Source organism: Pseudomonas sp. CM27 (assembly GCF_013179515.1).
Taxonomy (GTDB): Bacteria; Pseudomonadota; Gammaproteobacteria; order Pseudomonadales; family Pseudomonadaceae; genus Aquipseudomonas.
The window spans coordinates 1-17,401 of record NZ_JABMCN010000122.1 but is presented as its reverse complement, the minus strand read 5'-3'; the positions used below and the strand labels follow the sequence as shown (position 1 = coordinate 17,401).

The 17,401-nt window shown below is 64.3% G+C and carries 18 protein-coding genes; 4 read left to right on the top strand and 14 right to left on the bottom strand.

What is annotated here, in order from left to right; genetic code table 11:
- A partial coding sequence (locus HP547_RS16270; protein ID WP_172286828.1) for a helix-turn-helix domain-containing protein occupies positions 1-392 on the bottom strand: 392 nt, incomplete at its 3' end.
- A gap of 80 nt (positions 393-472) precedes the next feature.
- Here HP547_RS16270 and HP547_RS16265 point away from each other — a divergent pair.
- On the top strand, positions 473-961 hold the full coding sequence (locus HP547_RS16265; protein ID WP_172227557.1) for a DUF2938 domain-containing protein: 489 nt from the start codon (positions 473-475) through the stop codon (positions 959-961).
- A gap of 47 nt (positions 962-1,008) precedes the next feature.
- Here HP547_RS16265 and HP547_RS16260 read toward each other — a convergent pair whose 3' ends face one another.
- On the bottom strand, positions 1,009-1,764 hold the full coding sequence (locus tag HP547_RS16260) for an ABC transporter substrate-binding protein (RefSeq protein ID WP_172227559.1): 756 nt from the start codon (positions 1,762-1,764) through the stop codon (positions 1,009-1,011).
- Positions 1,765-1,887: 123 nt separating this feature from the next.
- Between HP547_RS16260 and dnaX the strand changes: the two genes are divergently transcribed.
- The 3 genes from dnaX to recR all read left to right on the top strand — a co-directional run bounded on the left by dnaX (position 1,888) and on the right by recR (position 5,277).
- The gene (dnaX, locus tag HP547_RS16255; protein WP_172286826.1) at positions 1,888-3,975 is read left to right on the top strand and encodes a DNA polymerase III subunit gamma/tau; all 2,088 of its coding nucleotides are present in this window, start codon (positions 1,888-1,890) and stop codon (positions 3,973-3,975) included.
- 63 nt (positions 3,976-4,038) lie between these two features.
- On the top strand, positions 4,039-4,374 hold the full coding sequence (locus HP547_RS16250) for a YbaB/EbfC family nucleoid-associated protein (protein WP_172286825.1): 336 nt from the start codon (positions 4,039-4,041) through the stop codon (positions 4,372-4,374).
- 300 nt (positions 4,375-4,674) lie between these two features.
- Positions 4,675-5,277, top strand: coding sequence for a recombination mediator RecR (recR, locus tag HP547_RS16245; RefSeq protein WP_172227565.1), 603 nt, complete (start codon positions 4,675-4,677; stop codon positions 5,275-5,277).
- A gap of 38 nt (positions 5,278-5,315) precedes the next feature.
- Here recR and HP547_RS16240 read toward each other — a convergent pair whose 3' ends face one another.
- The 12 genes from HP547_RS16240 to ccoN form a co-directional block, all read right to left on the bottom strand.
- On the bottom strand, positions 5,316-5,864 hold the full coding sequence (locus tag HP547_RS16240; RefSeq protein WP_054573138.1) for an adenine phosphoribosyltransferase: 549 nt from the start codon (positions 5,862-5,864) through the stop codon (positions 5,316-5,318).
- 55 nt (positions 5,865-5,919) lie between these two features.
- Positions 5,920-6,654, bottom strand: coding sequence for a Crp/Fnr family transcriptional regulator FnrA (fnrA, locus tag HP547_RS16235; protein WP_003254301.1), 735 nt, complete (start codon positions 6,652-6,654; stop codon positions 5,920-5,922).
- A gap of 186 nt (positions 6,655-6,840) precedes the next feature.
- Positions 6,841-8,223 carry an oxygen-independent coproporphyrinogen III oxidase gene (gene hemN / locus HP547_RS16230; RefSeq protein WP_172286824.1) on the bottom strand — a complete coding sequence of 461 codons (1,383 nt, stop codon included), beginning with the start codon at positions 8,221-8,223 and terminating at the stop codon, positions 6,841-6,843.
- Between the two features lie 177 nt (positions 8,224-8,400).
- Positions 8,401-9,084 carry a sulfite exporter TauE/SafE family protein gene (locus HP547_RS16225; protein WP_172231398.1) on the bottom strand — a complete coding sequence of 228 codons (684 nt, stop codon included), beginning with the start codon at positions 9,082-9,084 and terminating at the stop codon, positions 8,401-8,403.
- Positions 9,077-9,292, bottom strand: coding sequence for a cbb3-type cytochrome oxidase assembly protein CcoS (ccoS, locus tag HP547_RS16220; RefSeq protein ID WP_172286823.1), 216 nt, complete (start codon positions 9,290-9,292; stop codon positions 9,077-9,079). The genes HP547_RS16225 and ccoS overlap by 8 nt, the downstream gene beginning before the upstream one ends.
- Positions 9,271-11,742: a heavy metal translocating P-type ATPase gene (locus HP547_RS16215; RefSeq protein WP_172286822.1), complete on the bottom strand. Its 2,472-nt coding sequence runs from the start codon at positions 11,740-11,742 to the stop codon at positions 9,271-9,273. Before HP547_RS16215 ends, ccoS begins: the two co-directional genes overlap by 22 nt.
- A gap of 151 nt (positions 11,743-11,893) precedes the next feature.
- Positions 11,894-12,421, bottom strand: coding sequence for a FixH family protein (locus HP547_RS16210; protein WP_172286821.1), 528 nt, complete (start codon positions 12,419-12,421; stop codon positions 11,894-11,896).
- A 17-nt stretch (positions 12,422-12,438) separates the two neighbouring features.
- Positions 12,439-13,854: a cytochrome c oxidase accessory protein CcoG gene (ccoG, locus tag HP547_RS16205; RefSeq protein ID WP_172286820.1), complete on the bottom strand. Its 1,416-nt coding sequence runs from the start codon at positions 13,852-13,854 to the stop codon at positions 12,439-12,441.
- 308 nt (positions 13,855-14,162) lie between these two features.
- Positions 14,163-15,143, bottom strand: a complete 981-nt coding sequence (ccoP, locus tag HP547_RS16200) for a cytochrome-c oxidase, cbb3-type subunit III (RefSeq protein ID WP_172286819.1) — start codon at positions 15,141-15,143, stop codon at positions 14,163-14,165.
- The gene (locus HP547_RS16195; protein WP_172231941.1) at positions 15,140-15,337 is read right to left on the bottom strand and encodes a cbb3-type cytochrome c oxidase subunit 3; all 198 of its coding nucleotides are present in this window, start codon (positions 15,335-15,337) and stop codon (positions 15,140-15,142) included. Before HP547_RS16195 ends, ccoP begins: the two co-directional genes overlap by 4 nt.
- A gap of 5 nt (positions 15,338-15,342) precedes the next feature.
- Positions 15,343-15,951, bottom strand: a complete 609-nt coding sequence (gene ccoO / locus HP547_RS16190; protein ID WP_003254286.1) for a cytochrome-c oxidase, cbb3-type subunit II — start codon at positions 15,949-15,951, stop codon at positions 15,343-15,345.
- Positions 15,951-17,393 carry a cytochrome-c oxidase, cbb3-type subunit I gene (ccoN, locus tag HP547_RS16185; RefSeq protein ID WP_172286827.1) on the bottom strand — a complete coding sequence of 481 codons (1,443 nt, stop codon included), beginning with the start codon at positions 17,391-17,393 and terminating at the stop codon, positions 15,951-15,953. The genes ccoO and ccoN overlap by 1 nt, the downstream gene beginning before the upstream one ends.
- Positions 17,394-17,401 lie beyond the last annotated feature (8 nt).

Genomic DNA, 17,401 nt, shown 5'->3' with positions numbered 1-17,401 from the left:
TAGCCCCCTTTTTTCCCAAGCCCCGCCGCAGCTAGCTGCATCAGGCGGCGGAATTTCGGGCATGCCAAATGATCTTCTTCCGGGCATTGCGCTGCGTGCCGCAAGCCCTTGCTCATGGCCTGCAACTGCTTGATCCGCGCATCAAGTTCGTCCGCCTTAGCCATCAGCATCTGCCGGTCTACCTGCAGGTCCACCAGCATCGCCCCCACTTCGTCCAGTGAAAAACCTGCAGCCTGCCCTAGGGCGATCAACGCCAGGCGGTCCGCAACATCGGCGGCGAACTGCCGCCGTTGCCCAGGTCCGGCCAAGGACTTGAGCAAGCCTTTCTTCTCGTAATAACGCAGCGTCGATGCACGTACGCCTGTGCGCTTGGCGACGTCAGCAATATCCATTCGGGCCCTTGACTTGAAGTTGACTTCAACTTCTATGCTGCGCGGCATGGTGTTGATCGTCAATCCTGGAGGGCTTTTGCATGACATTTTTATCGATATTTTCCGCTGCGTTGCCCATTGGTATCGGTGCCACGGTAGTGATGGACCTGTGGGCGCTTCTGCTCAGGCGGCTGGGTATCGCCACGTTGAATATGGCCATGGTCGGGCGCTGGGCGGGGCATTTGCTGAGCGGGCGTGTGCGGCATCAGGCGATTGCCAAGGCCGAGCCGGTTCGGCATGAACTGGCGTTGGGCTGGGTGATTCATTACGCCATTGGCGTGCTGTTCGCGGTGCTTCTGGTGGTGGTTGCGGGGGAGGGGTGGTTGCTGGTCCCTACCTTGGTGCCAGCGCTGGCGCTAGGTGTGCTGACCGTCGTGGCGCCATTGTGCTTCATGCAGCCGGCGATGGGGGCGGGGTTCTTTGCGTCAAAAACGCCGATGCCTGCGCGTAACTGCCTTAAGAGCCTGGCCACGCACTTCGTGTTTGGCGTAGGGCTGTTTGTGAGTGCGCGGCTGCTGGCTTCGGTGTGAGGAGATAGGGAGATGCGGCAGTGCTGGCACGGCTGCGCCATCAAGCACTACCGCCGTACCCCAACCAACCCGATCCCCCCATACCGCTGCACAATCCGCTCGATCTCACCGGACTGCTTCATCCGCACCAAGGCCCGCAGCAGCCTCTGCGTCGGTATCGCCGGATCATTGCGCACCATGCACCCCAGGTCCTGTTCCTCCAGCACTGCCAGCGCAGGCAGCTGCTGCTGCGCCGGCAAGCCCTGGTTGAACCACTGCAACGACAGCTGGTTGCTTACCGCATGCCGATACCGCCCCGCCTGCAGCTTCTGCAGCACCAGCAGCTGGCTGCGGCTGTCTTCGCGTTGCAATCGGCCTTGGTCCAGCAGAGGCTGCAGGGTCGAATAGGTGTAGCCCAGCACGGTGCCGACCGTCTGGGGTGGCAGATCCTCAGGTGGCATCGGGTGGCTTTCACCCACCCCCCCCACCAGCACGTCACGTTGGTGAATCAGCGGGATGCTCCAGACAAAATCCCCCGGCCGGTCATTGAACCATTGGGTGCTCACATAGCAGCGCACATCGATATCGCCACTGTTCATGGCCTCCTGCAAGCGCAGGCGGGCCATCACGTGAAACGCCGGGCGGACGCCCACTTCCCTGGCCATGGCCTGCATCAGGTCGTACAGCAAACCCTCCACCGGCTGGTCGCCTTCGATGCGCACCAGTGGCATGCTCCAGCTTTCAGCTACGGAAAAACGCACTACGGGCTGCTCAGCCAGGCTGCAGGAGCACCAAAGCAGTAACAGGGTCAGCAGTGTTCGCAAAAGCAATCCTCCCTGGACAGCGCGTCAGTATTGAAGCTTAGACGACTCGCGCAGGGTGCAATTTTGCCCCCGCTCCGCTAGCATTAGCGATCTTCCGCTCGATCAGGCTACGATGGTTTTTCGATGAGTTATCAGGTTCTTGCACGTAAATGGCGTCCGCGCTCGTTTCGCGAAATGGTCGGCCAGGCCCATGTGCTCAAGGCCTTGATCAATGCCTTGGACAACCAGCGCCTGCACCATGCCTACCTGTTTACCGGTACCCGTGGCGTGGGCAAGACTACCATCGCCCGAATCATCGCCAAGTGCCTGAACTGCGAAACCGGCATCACCTCTACACCCTGCGGCACTTGTTCGGTGTGCCGGGAAATCGACGAGGGCCGCTTCGTCGACCTGATCGAGATCGACGCCGCCAGCCGTACCAAGGTCGAGGACACCCGCGAACTGCTCGATAACGTGCAGTACGCCCCCAGCCGCGGGCGCTTCAAGGTCTACCTGATCGACGAAGTGCACATGCTCTCGACCCACTCGTTCAACGCCTTGCTCAAGACGCTGGAAGAGCCGCCTCCCTACGTCAAGTTCATCCTGGCCACTACCGACCCGCAGAAGCTGCCGGCCACCATCCTGTCGCGCTGCCTGCAGTTCTCGCTGAAGAACATGAGCCCGGAGCGGGTGGTCGAGCACCTGAGTCACGTGCTGGCCGCTGAGAACGTGCCGTTCGAACCCGATGCCCTGTGGCTGCTGGGCCGCGCCGCCGATGGCTCGATGCGCGACGCCATGAGCCTGACCGACCAGGCCATCGCCTTTGGCGAGGGCAAGGTGCTGGCGGCCGATGTGCGCGCGATGCTTGGCAGCCTTGACCACGGCCAGGTCTATGGTGTGTTGCAGGCACTGCTCGAAGGCGACGCCCGGGCCTTGCTCGAGGCCGTGCGCAACCTGGCCGAGCAGGGGCCGGACTGGGCTGGCGTGCTGGCCGAAATGCTCAATGTGCTGCACCGCGTAGCCATTGCCCAGGCGCTGCCAGAGGCCGTGGACAACGGCCAGGGCGACCGTGACCGGGTGCTGGCGCTGGCGTCGGCGCTGCCCGCCGAGGACGTGCAGTTCTACTACCAGATGGGCCTGATCGGTCGCCGTGACCTGCCCTTGGCGCCGGATCCGCGTGGCGGCTTCGAAATGGTGTTGCTGCGCATGCTGGCGTTCCGCCCGGCCGACACCGACGATGCGCCGAAGCCGGTGCTAAAGCCAGTGGGGATCAGCCAGGCCACAGCTGATCCTGCAACCCCGGTGGCAGCGCCAGCGGTTGCCGTGGCGCCGCCCCCTGCCGAGGCTGTGTCGCCAGAAGCTGCCCCTGCCACTGCGCCGCTGGTAGTGCCGCCGCCTGCCACAGCTGACCATGAACCGGAACAGGAACCAGACACCGCGCTGAAAGCCGAGATCGAGGCCATTTCAGTGCCCGAGCCGGTTGCCGAGGTGGTTGACCTGCCTTGGGAGGAGCCGGTCGCAGCCTCCGAGCCTGCGCCGGTCGAGCCTGTGCCAGAGCCCTTGGCTGCCCCGCAGGCAGCGCCTCAGCCTGCGCCGCCGGCAACCCGGCCGGCACCTCAGCCTGAAGCCGACGCGCCGCCTTTCGATCCGTCCGCCTACGCCGCCGTGGGCATGGATCGCGACGATGAGCCGCCGCTGGACGACGACTATTACGGCGGTGAAAGCGACCCGGTCGGCTTCAGCTACCTGGACGAACTGGCCGAACACATCCAGGAAGAGGCGCCCAAACCTGTCGCGCAACCGCTGCCAGCGGCCAAGCCGGCCACCGGCCTGGCCCTGCAATGGCTGGAATTATTCCCGCAGTTGCCTGTGTCCGGGATGACAGGCAACATCGCGGCAAACTGTACCCTGATCGCCGCCGATGGCGATGACTGGCTGCTGCACCTGGACCCTGGCCAAGGCGCGCTGTTCAACGCCACCCAGCAGCGGCGCCTGAACGATGCGCTCAACCAGCACCTGGGGCGTACCCTGAACCTGCGTATCGAGCTGATCCTGCCCGAGCAGGAAACCCCGGCCCAGGCAGGGGCGCGCAAGCGTGCCGAGCGCCAGCAGGACGCGGTCACCTCGATCGAGCAGGATCCGTTGATCCAGCAAATGATCAAGTTGTTCGGTGCCAAGGTGCGGCAGGATACTATTGAGCCTGTAGAGGCCCTGGCCAATCAGGGCCAGTAACGGATAACCATGCGGCCGGCCCGGTGCCGGGCCGCATCACATGACCCAATCGAGGTATACCCCATGATGAAAGGTGGCATGGCCGGCCTGATGAAGCAGGCCCAGCAGATGCAGGAAAAAATGGCCAAGATGCAGGAAGAACTGGCCAACGCCGAAGTCACCGGTCAGTCCGGTGGCGGCCTGGTGAGCGTGGTGATGACCGGTCGTCACGACGTGAAGCGCGTCAGCATCGACCAGAGCCTGATGTCGACTGAAGAAGACGACAAGGAAGTGCTGGAAGACCTGATCGCCGCCGCGCTTAACGATGCCGTGCGCAAGATCGAGCAGAGCAGCCAGGACAAGATGGGCGGCATGACCGCCGGCATGCAACTGCCTCCGGGCTTCAAGATGCCGTTCTAAGGGCATTGCGATACCGAAACCGCCGCTGACAACAGCGGCGGTTTTTTTGTGCAGAAATTTCAGGCCAGATGCGGTCTGCTCTTTTGTAGGAGCGGCCTTGCCGGGGCGCCGGACCGGTCGGATAGGGCTGCGCATCAGCCGCGGCAATTCATGCTGCGAAGCAAAGCTCCTGGGGCCGCTGCGCGCCCCATCGCGACACAAGGCCGCTCCTACAAGGACGGTGTGGGGCTGGAGGCTGATTTGACGCCACTGCCCACGCTGGGTATAAACCGCCTCTTATTGATTTGTCAGGCCATTCCCATGAGCTTCAGCCCCCTCATCCGCCAATTGATCGACGGCCTGCGCATTCTGCCGGGTGTCGGCCAGAAAACCGCCCAGCGCATGGCCCTGCAACTGCTCGAGCGTGACCGCAGCGGCGGCCTGCGCCTGGCCCAGGCGCTGACCCAGGCCATGGAAGGGGTGGGCCACTGCCGCCAGTGCCGTACCTTGACCGAGCAGGAGCTGTGCCCGCAATGCGCCGATACGCGTCGTGACGACACCCAGCTGTGCGTGGTCGAGGGCCCGGTGGATGTGTATGCGGTGGAGCAGACCGGCTACCGGGGCCGTTACTTCGTGCTCAAGGGCCACTTGTCGCCGCTGGACGGCCTGGGGCCGGAGGCGATCGGTATTCCGCAGCTGATGGCGCGGATCGAGGAGCAGGGCACCTTCACTGAGGTGATCCTGGCGACCAACCCGACGGTGGAGGGTGAGGCGACGGCGCATTACATTGCGCAGTTGCTGAACGAGAAGGGCCTGGTGGCGTCGCGCATTGCCCATGGCGTGCCGCTGGGCGGCGAGCTGGAGCTGGTGGATGGTGGGACCTTGGCCCACGCCTTTGCAGGGCGGCGGCCGATTTCGCTGTGATTCGGAATTGTCGGGGGCCGCTTTGCGGCCCCGAATAATCAGTATTCGCTGAGAGAAAATTCGGTAAGGCAGAAGGTAGGCACCCCGGCCGCCTGCAGCCGGCGCGACCCCTCCAGCTCTGGCAGGTCGATGATCGCCGCCGCCTCAAACACCTGCGCCCCGGTCCTACGCACCAGGTTCGCTGCTGCCAGCAGGGTGCCGCCCGTAGCAATCAGGTCGTCGAAGATCAGCACCGAATCCCCTTCGCACAGGCTGTCGGCATGCACTTCCAGGAAGGCTTCGCCGTATTCGGTCTGGTAACCCTCGCTAAGCACGTCAGCCGGCAGCTTGCCTTGCTTGCGGAACAGGATCAGCGGCTTGTTCAACTGGTGCGCGATGATCGAGCCGATCAGGAAGCCCCGCGCGTCCATGGCGCCGATGTGGCTGAACTCAGCCTCGACATAGCGCTCGATGAACTGGTCGGCGACATAGCGCAGCCCACGCGGCGACTGGAACAGCGGGGTGATGTCGCGGAAGATCACGCCTGGTTTCGGGAAGTCCACTACCGGGCGGATCAGGGCTTTGAGGTCGAAAGCGTCGCTGTGCATTGTTGCGGGTATCCTGGGAAAACGAATGGCCAAGTATACCCGCTAAACGCAGGCCTCAGGCCTCGATTGCGCCACCGGCCAGCGCACACAGCTGGATCGGGTCGAGGATGTGCACTTCCTTGCCTTCGGCGCGCAGCAGGCCGTTCTGCTGGAAGCGGGTGAACACCCGCGACACGGTTTCCACCGCCAGGCCCAGGTAATTGCCGATTTCGTTGCGCGACATGCTCAGGCGGAACTGGTTGGCCGAATAGCCGCGTGCGCGGAAACGTGCGGACAGGTTGACCAGGAAGGTGGCGATGCGCTCGTCAGCGGTCTTTTTCGACAGCAGCAGCATCATTTGCTGGTCGTCACGAATCTCCCGGCTCATCACCCGCATCAGCTGGCGGCGTAGCTGCGGCAGTTGCACCGACAGCTCGTCGAGGCGCTCGAAGGGGATTTCGCACACCGAAGTGGTTTCCTGAGCCTGGGCCGATACCGGATAGGCTTCGGTATCCATGCCCGACAGGCCGACCAGCTCGCTGGGCAGGTGGAAGCCGGTTATCTGCTCCTCGCCGCTGTCGCTCAGGCTGAAGGTTTTCAGGGCGCCGGAACGTACCGCGTAAACCGAGCCAAAACTGTCCCCCTGGCGGAACAGGAACTCGCCTTTTTTCAGCGGTCGCCCGCGCTTGACGATTTCATCCAGTGCATCCATGTCTTCCAGATTCAGTGAAAGAGGCAGGCACAGGGGGGCCAGGCTGCAATCCTTGCAATGGGCCTGGTTGTGTGGGCGCAGTTTGACTGGCTCGGACATTTGAATCGATCCTTGTGGGAAAGCACACATAAGTCGTAAGGGTAACCCACGACACAGGGTGTAGGCCAGCGTGCGCGATGATGGTGCGCCGTGGCGAAACCCCGGCAGTGGCCTGCCGGGAGTCCTTGTGTGCCCAATAGTGTGCCCGACAAGGAAACTTGTCCATGCGGTCGAACGACTCGGTGTTCAGATCACCCGTGAGAAGCGTTGGCGGTTCTGCATCGCCAGGTAGGCGTCGAACACCATGCACACCGAGCGCGCCAGCAGGCGGCCAGCTGGCAGGATGCGGATGCCCTTGTCGTCCAGGCTGATCAGGCCGTCGCGCTGCAAGTTCAGCAGCTGGGGCCAGAGGTCGTTGAAGTAGCCGCGAAAGTCGAGGGTGAAAGCCTGTTCGATGGGCTCGAAGTCCAGTTCGAAATGGCAGATCAGCTGCTGGATCACCGCCCGGCGTACGCGGTCGTCCTGGCTGCAGAGCAGACCACGCTGGGTGGCCAGCTGGGCGTTGGACAGGCTTTCCTGGTAGGTGGCGAGGTCGCTGCTGTTCTGGCAATACAGGTCGCCGATCTGGCTGATGGCCGACACGCCCAGCCCGATCAGGTCGCAATGGCCATGGGTGGTGTAGCCCTGGAAATTGCGCTTCAGGGTGCCTTCTTCCTGGGCAATCGCCAGCTCGTCGTCGGGCAGGGCGAAGTGGTCCATGCCGATGTAGCGGTAGCCGGCTGCGGTCAGCTGGTCGATGGTCGCGTGCAGCATCTCCAGCTTGGCGGCCGCGTTGGGCAGGTCGTTGCTGTCGATGCGCCGCTGTGGCATGAACCGCTCGGGCAGGTGGGCGTAGTTGAACACCGAGAGCCGGTCGGGTTGCAGGCGGATCACTTCTTCGACGGTACGGGCAAAGCCTTCCGGGGTTTGCTTGGGCAGCCCGTAGATGAGGTCGAGGTTGACCGAGCGGAACTGCAGCGTGCGCGCAGCCTCGATCAGGGTGCGGGTCTGCTCCAGGCTTTGCAGGCGGTTGACTGCGCGCTGCACGGCCGGGTCGAGGTCCTGCACGCCGAGGCTGACGCGGTTGAAGCCCAGCTCGCGCAGCAGGCCCATGGTCGACCAGTCGGCCTCGCGGGGGTCGAGCTCGATGCCGTAGTCCCCGGAATCGTCCTCCAGCAAGTGGAAATGCTGGCGCAGGGTGGCCATCAGCTGGCGCAATTCCACATGGCTGAGGAAGGTCGGCGTGCCGCCGCCGAAATGCAGTTGCTCGACCCGTTGCCCAGGCGCCAGGTGGCAGGCGATCAGGCGGATTTCCTGCTCCAGGCGCTGCAGGTAGGGCGCAGCGCGGGCGCGGTCTTTGGTGATGACCTTGTTGCAGGCGCAGTAGTAGCAGATGTTGGCGCAGAACGGCACGTGCACGTACAGCGACAGAGGGCGCACCGCCCTGCGGCTTTCGCGCAGGGCGTGGAGCAGGTCGAACGAGCCCACTTCGCTGTGCAGCTGCACGGCGGTCGGATAGGAGGTATAGCGTGGCCCGGCCAGATCGTAGCGGCGGATCAGGTCGGTATCCCAACGTAGGTCGTCGAGCATGAAGGCGGTCCCTGGAAAGAGCAGCAGTGCACCGGAGTCTATGGTCGCGCGTAGGAATCTGTGTTGATTTGTATCAAGGGGAGTCGGCGTGCTATCGAGGGCCGCTGTGCGGCCCAATCGCCGGCAAGCCAGCTCCCACAGGGGGGCGTGCAAGTCTCAAGCTTTGTGCTGCCCCTTTCAATGCCCCATCAGCCAATGCTGGTGCGGGCCGGGCAGGGTCCATACCCCGAACAGGATCACCAGCACACCGCCGGCAACGCGCACACTGCGCCGTTTCAACAACCTGTTGACCTGCTCCGCCGCCAGACCCGTGGCCAGCAACACCGGCCAGGTTCCCAGCCCGAACGCCAGCATCAGCGCTGCGCTATGGCCAGCATTGCCCTGGCTGGCCGCCCACAGCAGGGTGCTGTACACCAGCCCGCACGGCAACCACCCCCACAAGGCCCCGAGCAGCAACGCGCGGGGCAGGCTGGATACCGGCAGCAAGCGCGACGCCACCGGCTGGACATGCCGCCACAGCCCACGGCCCAGTGCTTCGATACGGGTCAACCCGCTCCACCAGCCGGCCAGGTACAGCCCCATGGCAATCAGCAGCAGCGCTGCCAGCACCCGCAGCGCCAGCGCCGCCGGGCTGCTGGCCACGGCCCAGCCGGCCAGGCCCAGCAACAGGCCGGCACTGGCATAGCTCAGCACACGCCCAAGGTTGTACGCCAGCAGCAGGCGCAGGCGCCGACCGCGTTGCTCGGGCGGGATGGCCAGGGTCAGCGCGCCCATCAGGCCGCCGCACATGCCCAGGCAGTGGCCGCCGCCGAGCAGACCGAGGATCAAAGCCGAGCCGAGCAGGGGAAGCAGGTCAGGCACGGGGTGGTGGTTCCTTGTCGGCGTCAGCCGGGGCGTCGTCAGGGTTCACTGCCGCCTGGTGGCGCGGGTCCTGGTCGTCGAACAGGATGCTGTGGGCAGGGCCTTCGAGGTCGTCGTACTGGCCGCTGTCCACCGCCCAGAAGAAGATGTACACGGCCACGCCGACCAGCAGCAGGGCCGCGGGGATCATGACATAGAGGGCGGGCATGGCGACTTCCTCGCGGGCAAGTGGGTTGCAGGTGTCGGCAAGCCCGATGCCGTGATGCGGGTCAGGCGCAGGGCATTGAGCACCACGATCAGCGAGCTGACCGACATGCCGATGGCGGCCCATACCGGGGTGATCCAGCCGAGCGCGGCAAACGGCAGCATCAGGCCATTATACAGGGTCGCCCAGAGCAGATTCTCGAGGATGTTGCGGCGGGTGCGGCGGGCCAGTTCGAAGGCCTGCACCAGCGCCTGCAGGCGGTTGGACAGCAGCACGGCATCGGCGCTGGTCTTGGCCAGGTCGGTGGCGCTGCCCATGGCGATGCTGATGTCGGCAGCGGCCAGCACGGGTACGTCGTTGACGCCGTCGCCCAGCATCAGCACCTTGCACCCGGCCGCTTGCAGTGCCTTCAGGCGGTCCAGCTTGTCGTCCGGACGCAGGCCGCCAATAGCTTCGTCAATGCCCAGTCGCGCGGCCACTTCAGCGACCATCGGTGAGCTGTCGCCCGACAACAGCAACGTGCGCCAGCCACGGGCCTTGCAGGCGGCCAGCAGGGCCGGGGCATCGTCGCGCAGGCGGTCGTCCAGGCCGAACCAGGCCAGCGGCCCCTGGCGGTCGCCCAGTAGCAGCCACTGGCCGCGAGGCTCTGGCACGCCGGGGATTTCTGCGCCGCTCAGGGCGCAGACGAAGGTGGCCTGGCCAATGCGCAGGCGCTGCCCTTCGACCAGCCCTTCCAGGCCCAGGCCGGGCATGGTCTGCACGTCGTCGGCCGGTGTGGCGGTGCGGCCGAAGGCGCGGGCGATGGGGTGCTCGGAGCGGTTTTCCAGGGCTGCCGCCAGGGCCAGGCAGCGGTCGGCAGCCAGGTTGCCGAGCGGCCGAATGCTGCGCAGGGTCAGGCGGCCTTCGGTCAGCGTACCGGTCTTGTCGAAAATCACGGTATCGATCTGGCTCAAGCCTTCCAGCACATGCCCGCGGGTGATCAGCAGGCCGAGCTTGTGCAGGGTGCCGGTGGCTGCCGTCAGCGCCGTTGGCGTGGCCAGCGACAGGGCGCACGGGCAGGTCGCTACCAGCATGGCCAGGACAATCCAGAACGCCCGTGAAGGGTCGTGGTGCCACCACCACAGGCCGATGGCCGCGGCCGCCAGCAGCGAGAACAACAGGAACCACTGCGAGGCCCGGTCGGCGATTTCCGCCAGGCGCGGTTTTTCGGTCTGGGCCCGCTCCAGCAGGCGAACGATGGCCGACAGCCGCGAATCGTGGCCGAGGGCTTCGACTTCCACGTTGAGGGTGCTCTCGACGTTCAGTGTGCCGCCAGTGACCCGTTCGCCAACCCGGCGCGGTTGCGGCAGGTATTCCCCGGTCAGCAGCGATTCGTCGACGCTGGAGCGGCCTTCGACGATGCGCCCGTCGGCGGGGATGACTGCACCCGGCAGCACCTGCACCGTGTCACCGCAGTGCAGCTCGCTGAGCAGGATGCGCTCGCTGCGGCCAATGGCGTCCAGGCGCAGGCAGGAAGCCGGCAGCAGGTTGACCAGCTGCGCGGTGGCCGCGGCAGTGCGTTCGCGGGCGCGGCGTTCCAGGTAGCGGCCGGTCAGCAGGAACAGCGCAAACATGCCCACGGTGTCGAAATACAGCTCGCCGCTGCCGGTGATTGCGGTCCAGATACCTGCACCGAACGCCAGGGCGATGGCCAACGATACCGACACGTCCATGGTCAGGTGGCGGGTGCGCAGGTCGCGCGCTGCACCCTTGAAGAACGGCGCACAGCTGTAGAACACGATGGGGATGGTGAGAAACAGCGCCACCCAACGCAGGATGGTGTGCAATTCGGGCGACAGGTCGATGTTGAATTCCGGCCAGGTGGCCATGGTCGCCATCATCGCCTGGAACCACAGCAGCCCGGCCACGCCCAGCCGGCGCAGGGCGCTGCGGTTTTCCCGGGCCAGCTGCTCGGCAGCCTGGTCCGGCTGGTACGGGTGGGCGGCGTAGCCGATCTGGCGCAGCTCGGCGAGCAGGCGTGACAGCGGCAGCTGCTGGTCGTCCCAGCTCAGCAGCAGGCGGTGGTTGGACAGGTTGAGGCGGGCTTCGGCGACGGCAGGCAGTTTGCGCAGGTGCTTTTCGATCAGCCAGCCGCAGGCGGCGCAGCTGATGCCTTCGACCAGCAGGGTGGTTTCGGCCAGCTGGCCCTGGTGGCGGACGAAGCTTTGTTGCACGTCGCTGCGGTCGTACAGGGCCAGTTCGTCCTGCAACTGCCTGGGCAGGGCTTCGGGGTTGGCGCTGTTGTCGCTGCGGTGCTGGTAATAGTGCTCCAGGCCGCCGGCAACGATCGACTCGGCAACTGCCTGGCAGCCGGGGCAGCAGAACTGCCTGGGTTGGCCGAGGACCACGGCGCTGAAGCGGTTGCCGGCCGGGACGGGCAGGGCGCAGTGGTAGCAGGGGGTGGGTTGGGTCATCACATCATTGCCTTGCACATAGCGCGGGCCGGTCACAGTACCAGTGGGAGCGGGTTCACCCGCGAATGCGTCAGCTCAGGTAATGATGGGCTCAGGTCTGACGCATTCGCGGGTAAACCCGCTCCCACAGGGATTGGCGGCGGTGATTTGGTTAATGGTGCTCGGCGCCCTGGATGGCTTCGTCACCCAGTTGCAAGGTCACGCCATGCTCGACCTTTTCCTCCTCGAACAAGCGCCACACCTGGCCACCTTCGCTACCCAGCAGTTCCACAAAGCGGCGCCCGTCGACCTCATCCTCCAGCTGCCCCACGTAACGCCCGGCCTCGACCCGGCTCAGCAGTACCTTGCGGTCCTTCTGCGGCTGGGTCGGCGAAATCAGGTTCAGTTCCAGGCTCTGCGGGTCGCTGTTGCCGGCCAGGCGCAGGTCCACTTCGCCGGTCAGCTCGTCCAGGTGTACGCTGGCTTTCAGGTTCAGGTTCTGCGCCAGCAGTTCACGGTCCAGCGAGCGGTTGATGCCCTTGCCTGCCTCGTAGTAGTTGTCGTTCACCAGGTTGTCCGGGTTGCTCACGGCGATGCTGACCATGGTCAGGCTCAGGCACACCGAGGTGGTGAGGATGCCAATGATGATCCAGGGCCAGAGGTGCTTGTACCAGGGGCTGGCAGCGGTGGCGGCAGGCATTGTGCGATATCTCTCTGTTAGCGGATCTGTGGGCCGATGAAGCGGCTCTTGGCTTCAACCTGGGCGTCGCTGTCGTCGGCGCTTTTGAGGATGAAGGTGATTTCGTTGGTGGTCGACGGCAGTTTTTCAGGGGCTACCGACAGCTGCACCGGCAGGCTGACGATGTCACCGGCGGCGACGCGGATCTCGCGCTGGCCTTCCAGCTTGAGGTCCGGCAGGCCGGCGGCCTCCAGCACGTAGACGTGGTCGCGCTGGTCCTTGTTCATCACCTTCAGGCTGTACACGTTCTCGATTCGGCCCTGGGCATTCTCACGGTACAGCACGCGGTCCTTGCTGACGTCGAAGCCGACCAGCGAGCGGGTGGCGAAGGCAGTGGCCAGGCCGATCATCATCACCAGCAGCACGGCGGCATAGCCGATCAGGCGCGGGCGCAGCATGTGGGTCTTCTGCCCGGACAGGTTGTGCTCGGTGGTATAGCTGATCAGGCCTTTGGGGTAGTTCATCTTGTCCATGATGCTGTCGCAGGCGTCGATGCAGGCGGCGCAGCCGATGCACTCGATCTGCAGGCCATCACGGATGTCGATGCCGGTAGGGCAGACTTGCACGCACATCGTGCAGTCGATGCAGTCGCCCAGGCCCTGGGCTTTGTAGTCGGCGTCTTTCTTGCGCGGGCCACGGGTTTCGCCACGGCGCGGGTCGTAGGAAACGATCAGCGTGTCCTTGTCGAACATCACGCTCTGGAAGCGTGCATACGGGCACATGTAAACGCACACCTGTTCGCGCAGCCATCCGGCGTTGCCGTAGGTGGCGAGGGTGAAGAAACCGACCCAGAAGTAGGCCCAGCCGTCGGCCTGGCCGGTGAAGAATTCGATGACCAGTTCACGGATCGGCGAGAAGTAGCCGACGAAGGTCATGCCGGTGACAAAGCCGATCAGCAGCCACAGGCTGTGCTTGGCGAACTTGCGCAGGAACTTGTTGCCGCTCATGGGCGACTTGTCCAGTTTCATGCGCTGGTTGCGATCGCCTTCGGTGACCTTTTCGCACCACATGAAGATCCACGTCCACACGCTTTGCGGGCAGGTGTAGCCGCACCAAACGCGCCCGGCATAGACAGTGACGAAGAACAGGCCGAAGGCGGCGACGATGAGGATGCCCGAGAGCAGGATGAAGTCCTGTGGCCAAATGGTGGCGCCGAAGATGTAGAACTTGCGTTCGGGCAGGTTCCACCACACGGCCTGGTGCCCGCCCCAGTTCAGCCAGACGGTGCCGAAGTACAGCAGGAACAGCAGCGCCCCGCCAACCATGCGCAGGCGGCGGAATACGCCGGTGAAGGCGCGGGTGTAGATTTTCTCGCGGGAGGCGTAGAGGTCGACGGAATCCTTCCCTTTGTTGGCAGGCGGGGTTACATCATGTACCGGAATTTGCTTGCTCATCATCAAGTCCCACGGCAGTGGAGAAACGCCGCGGCCAGTGCGTGCCGGCCGCAGTCTCGCGCAATCTGCTAGCGCTCTGCGGTCCATGATACGCCGCTGGTGGCGGTATGGGACCTCGCTGCGACCTTTAGTCGCGTTGGGTTTGGGGTGTGAAACGTGTTATGGCAGGTGTCAATTGATCCAGGTCATTTGCCTGCAAGAAATGCAGGGCTGTACCGGCCTCATCGCCGGCAAGCCAGCTCCCACAGGTCCGCCATCAAGTTCGGAAGCTATGGGGCTGGCTTGCCTGCGACAGGGCCCGGCCTGCCTTACTCAGCCTTGGCCTGTTCCTGGTCCTTGTGCGAGAGGCTGTACACATAAGCCGCCAGCAAATGCACCTTGTCGTTACCCTGCATCTGCTCCTGGGCCGGCATCTGCCCCTGACGGCCATAGCGAATGGTCTGCTGCAGTTGCGCAAAGCTCGACCCATAGATGAACGCCTGCGGGTGGGTCAGGTTCGGTGCGCCCATGGCCGGCGTGCCCTTGCCCTCCGGCCCGTGGCAGGCCACGCAGTTGGCTGCGAAGATCTTCTGCCCGTTCTCGGCATCGGCCTTCGCGCCCTCTGGCAGGGTACGGCCATCGAGCTTGCTGACCACGAACGCAGCCACGTCGGCCACGCCCTGGTCACCGATCACCTCGGCCCAGCCCGGCATCACGCCGTGGCGGCCGCCCATGATGGTGGTCTTGATGGTTTCCGGCTCGCCGCCCCAGCGCCAGTCGTTGTCGGTCAGGTTGGGGAAGCCGAAGGCACCCTTGGCGTCGGAACCGTGGCAGACCGAGCAGTTGGAGGCGAACAGCCGCGCGCCCATTTTCAGCGCCTGCGGGTCCTTGGCCACCTCTTCGATGGGCATGGCGGCATACTTGGCGAAGATCGGCCCGAAGCGTGCGTCGGCCTTGGCCATTTCCTTTTCCCACTCGTGCACGCCGGTCCAGCCCGGCTGGCCGTTGGAAAACTCGGTCTGCTTCTCGCTGTCCAGGTACGAATAGCCCGGCAGGATGCCTTTCCAGTTGCCCAGGCCCGGGTATAGCACCAGGTAGCCGAGGGCGAAGATGATGGTGCCGACGAACAGCCAGAACCACCATTTCGGCAGCGGGTTGTCGTATTCCTCGATGCCGTCGAAGGCGTGCCCCACGGTTTCATCGGTCACCTCCTCGCGCTGGCCCTTGCGGGTCGACAGCAACAGCCAGGTCAGCGCGAAGATGGTGCCCAGGGTCAGGACGGTAACGTACAGACTCCAGAAGGTTGTCATTGTTTTTTGCTCCCAGAAGCTTTTGCGTGCTCGTGCTCAACGTGGCGGCTGGCATCGGGGTCATCTGCGAAGGGCAGCTGGGTCGCTTCGTCGAAGTCCTTTTTACGCCGCGGGTTGAACACCCACAGCGCCAGGCCCACGAAGGCCACCATCACTACCACGGTGCCCAGGCCGCGAATCATCCCGATATCCATCAGCGTCACCGTTTGCTCTTGATGATGGTGCCAAGACCCTGCAGGTACGCAACGATGGCGTCCATTTCAGTCTTGCCCTTGACCGCGTCACGCGCGCCGGCGATGTCGGCGTCGGTGTACGGGGTGCCGAGTGTGCGCAGCACTTCCATCTTCTTCGCGGTGTCCTTGCCGTCGAGCTTGTTCTCGACCAGCCAGGGGTAGGACGGCATCTTCGATTCCGGTACCACGTTGCGCGGGTTGTACAGGTGCGCACGGTGCCAGTCATCGGAGTAGCGGCCACCGACCCGGGCCAGGTCCGGCCCGGTTCGCTTGGAGCCCCACAGGAACGGGTGGTCCCACACGCTCTCGCCAGCCACCGAGTAGTGGCCGTAGCGTTCGGTTTCGGCGCGGAACGGGCGGATCATCTGCGAGTGGCAGCCCACGCAGCCCTCGCGGATGTAGATGTCGCGGCCTTCCAGCTCCAGCGCGGTGCGCGGCTTCATGCCTTCCACCGGCTTGTTGGTCACATCCTGGAAAAACAGCGGGACGATCTGGGTCAGGCCACCGACGCTCACGGCGATGACCATGAAGAAGGCCAGCAGGCCTATGTTCTTCTCGACGGCTTCATGCTTCATCAGTGCGCTCCCACGACAACAATCTTGGCGGCTTCCTCAGCCTCTACCGGGTTGGCGGCACGTACGGTACGGAACACGTTGTAGGCCATCAGCAGCATGCCGCTGGCGAAGAACGCACCGCCCAGCGCGCGGACGATATAGCCCGGGTGGCTGGCCTGCAGGGCTTCGACGAAGGAGTAGGTGAGGGTGCCGTCATCGTTGATGGCGCGCCACATCAGGCCTTGGGTGATGCCGTTGACCCACATCGAGGCGATGTACAGCACGGTACCGATGGTGGCCAGCCAGAAGTGCGCGTTGATCAGGCCGACGCTGTGCATCTGCTCGCGGCCATACAGGCGCGGGATCATGTGGTACACGGCACCGATGGAGATCATCGCCACCCAGCCGAGGGCGCCGGCGTGCACGTGGCCGATGGTCCAGTCGGTGTAGTGCGACAGCGAGTTGACGGTCTTGATGGCCATCATCGGGCCTTCGAAGGTGGACATGCCGTAGAACGCCAGCGACACCACCAGGAAGCGCAGGATCGGGTCGGTGCGCAGTTTGTGCCAGGCGCCGGACAACGTCATCATGCCGTTGATCATGCCGCCCCAGCTTGGCGCCAGCAGGATGATCGACATCACCATGCCCAGCGACTGCGCCCAGTCAGGCAGGGCGGTGTAGTGCAGGTGGTGCGGGCCGGCCCAGATGTACAGAGTGATCAGCGCCCAGAAGTGCACGATCGACAGCCGATACGAGTAGATCGGCCGCTCGGCCTGTTTGGGCACGAAGTAGTACATCATCCCCAGGAAACCGGTGGTCAGGAAGAAGCCCACCGCGTTGTGGCCGTACCACCACTGGATCATCGCGTCGGTGGCGCCGGCGTAGGCCGAATATGACTTGAACAGGCTTACCGGCAGCGAGATGTGGTTGACGATGTGCAGCATCGCGGTGACCACGATGAAGGCACCGTAGAACCAGTTGCCGACATAGATGTGCTTGGTCTTGCGCTTGACGATGGTGCCGAAGAACACCAGCCCGTAGGTGACCCAGACGATGGCCAGCAGGATTGCCAGCGGCCATTCGAGCTCGGCGTATTCCTTGGTGGTGGTGTAGCCCATCGGCAGGGTGATCAGTGCGCCGACGATCACTGCCTGCCAGCCCCAGAAGGTGAAGGCGGCCATGCTGTCGGAGATCAGCCGGGTCTGGCAGGTGCGCTGCACCACGTAGTAGCTGGTGCCGAACAGCGCACAGCCGCCGAAGGCGAAGATCACCAGGTTGGTGTGCAGCGGGCGCAGGCGGCCGAAGCTGGTCCAGGGCAGGTCCAGGTTCAGTTGCGGCCACACCAGCTGCGAGGCGATGAAGACGCCGAGGCCCATGCCAAGGATCCCCCAGACCACCGTCATGATGGCGAACTGGCGGACGACCTTATAGTTATAAGCAGTCGGACTGATTGCTGTGCTCATTCTAAGGT